This is a genomic window from Vibrio sp. 10N.222.52.C3 (assembly GCF_041474195.1).
Taxonomy (GTDB): Bacteria; Pseudomonadota; Gammaproteobacteria; order Enterobacterales; family Vibrionaceae; genus Vibrio; species Vibrio crassostreae_C.
The window spans coordinates 5,167-7,702 of record NZ_JBFRTQ010000172.1; the positions used below are offsets into that span (position 1 = coordinate 5,167).

Genomic DNA, 2,536 nt, shown 5'->3' on the forward strand with positions numbered 1-2,536 from the left:
GAGGCAACCTGATTGTGCGCGACTACCTCGCCTGCTTCGTTCGCTATCACAATCCCTTGCCAACCACTGTGTAATAAAGATTTCTCACACGCGAGATCGATTCGAGTGGTGCCTTGTGGGATGTGGCTCAGTAGCTGGTTCTCAACAAGCTGAACCATATTTTGAACCAGTAATTGGACGGAACTGTCGTGTTGTTGTTGCTCACTGGTGATGTCCAATACGCCAACCATTTGACCTTGGTGATCGAACACTGGGCTTGCTGAACAGCTGATAAATCGATGCTGGTGGATGAAGTGTTGTTCGCCAATGATGGATACGGGTTTCGCTTCAACAATCGCGGTGCCAATCGCGTTGGTGCCTTTAAGTTGTTCCTGCCAACACGCTCCTGAGCTGAGTGCAATTGATGTCAGTTTCTCCTTAAACCTTTCTTGTCCCCAACTTGCCAGAATTACCCCTTCAATATCGGTCAGAATCAAACGACTGTCGGTACGAGCAAACATCTGATTGAACAAAGGCAGCGCATTACGTTCGACGATGTGGATCAAGTCAGCCGATTGATGTCGTCGCTGCTTAAGAATTGATTGAGGCAGGCGAATGTCTTCGGGAAGTCGTCTCTGTTTTAGACCCGCTTCTGTGCTGCGGTGCCAAGAAGACGAAAGCCAATCTGAGGTGTTTGCTTGTTGAAGGTGCATGACTGTTCCATGTCGTAACAGTGAGGGTGTACCAATTTGGAACAGTTGAACACTGGTGTGGTTTCCAGACGTCCGTTCAATGCCAACTCACTTTGGGTTGTAAACGTTTGGTAATCATAGTTTTACAATTTATTAACAACAAGTTTTGAAGTTCTGGCGTGTGATTTGCGTTGTTACTGTTGTGAAGAAAACACGAAGTATCAGTGTTTTAAACAGAAAGCATAAACATGGGCGTCTTGTCATGAGTTCTTTTCTCAAGAGGAGCCGCCATAAAAATAAGACAGCTCTAGCTCAATAACGAATAACAAATCAAAGAAGGATCTAACTATGATTTACGCACAGCCGGGTAGTGATAACGCAGTGGTGAACTTTAAAGCACAATACGATAACTTTATCGGTGGCGAGTGGGTGAAGCCTGTCAGCGGCGAGTATTTTGATAACACTTCCCCAGTGAATGGTCAGGTGTATTGCCAAGTGGCACGCTCAACCGAGGCGGATATCAGCTTGGCACTCGATGCCGCGCATGCAGCTCGTGCAAGTTGGGCTGCGACTAGTGTGACCGAACGTTCGAACATCCTGCTTAAAATTGCCGACCGCATTGAAGCGAACCTTGAAGAAATCGCGGTCGCTGAAACATGGGAAAACGGCAAACCAGTTCGTGAAACTCTGGCGGCAGACATCCCTTTGGTTGTCGATCACTTCCGTTACTTTGCGGGCTGTATTCGAGCGCAAGAAGGCAGCGCAGCAGAGCTCGATTCAAACACCGCGAGTTACCACTTCCCTGAGCCAATTGGTGTAGTAGGGCAGATCATTCCTTGGAACTTTCCGATTTTAATGGCGGCTTGGAAATTGGCGCCAGCACTGGCTGCGGGTTGCTGTGTTGTGATGAAGCCAGCGGAGCAAACACCGACATCGATCTTAGTGATGATGGAGAAGATCGCTGATCTTCTACCTGCAGGCGTAGTCAACATCGTCAATGGTTTTGGTAACGAAGCGGGTCAAGCGTTAGCAACCAGCGATCGTTTAGCGAAATTGGCCTTTACCGGTTCGACAGAAGTCGGTCACCACATCTTGAAATGTGCGGCTGAAAGCTTGATTCCATCAACGGTTGAGCTTGGCGGTAAGTCTCCAAATATCTATTTCCCAGACATCTTTAACCATGAAGACAAATACCTTGATAAGTGTGTCGAAGGCATGTTGCTGGCGTTCTTCAACCAAGGTGAAGTGTGTACCTGTCCATCACGTGTGCTGATCCATGAATCGGTGTACGACAAGTTCATCGCCAAGGTGGTCGAGCGTGCTCAAACTATTAAACAAGGTAACCCGCTAGATACTGATACTCAGGTTGGCGCACAAGCTTCAAAAGAGCAGTTTGATAAGATACTGAGCTACCTTGAAATCGGTCGTCAAGAGGGTGCGAAAGTGCTGACAGGTGGCGAAGTTGCGCAGCAATCTGATGATCTCGGTAATGGTTATTACATCCAGCCAACAATGTTGGAAGGGCACAACAAGATGCGAGTATTCCAAGAGGAGATCTTCGGTCCTGTTATCGCGGTGACGACGTTTAAAGACGAAGCTGAAGCGCTAGAGATTGCCAACGATACCGAATATGGCTTGGGTGCAGGTGTATGGACGCGTGATGCAAACCTAGCGTATCGCATGGGTCGCAACATTGAAGCTGGACGTATTTGGGTGAACTGCTACCACGCTTATCCAGCACATGCCGCGTTTGGTGGTTATAAGAAATCCGGCATCGGCCGTGAGACACATAAGATGATGCTCGATCACTACCAAAACACTAAGAACCTATTAATTAGCTACGATACTAATCCGTTAGGCTTTTT

2 protein-coding genes are annotated in these 2,536 nt (G+C 47.7%); one reads left to right on the top strand and one right to left on the bottom strand.

Annotation, left to right across the window (positions count from 1 at the left end):
- Positions 1-692: GAF domain-containing protein (locus AB4517_RS21010; protein WP_372149800.1), on the bottom strand; the 692-nt coding region annotated here is incomplete at its 3' end.
- A 327-nt stretch (positions 693-1,019) separates the two neighbouring features.
- Here AB4517_RS21010 and AB4517_RS21015 point away from each other — a divergent pair.
- The coding region (locus tag AB4517_RS21015; protein WP_372149803.1) for an aldehyde dehydrogenase family protein at positions 1,020-2,536 on the top strand (1,517 nt) is incomplete at its 3' end.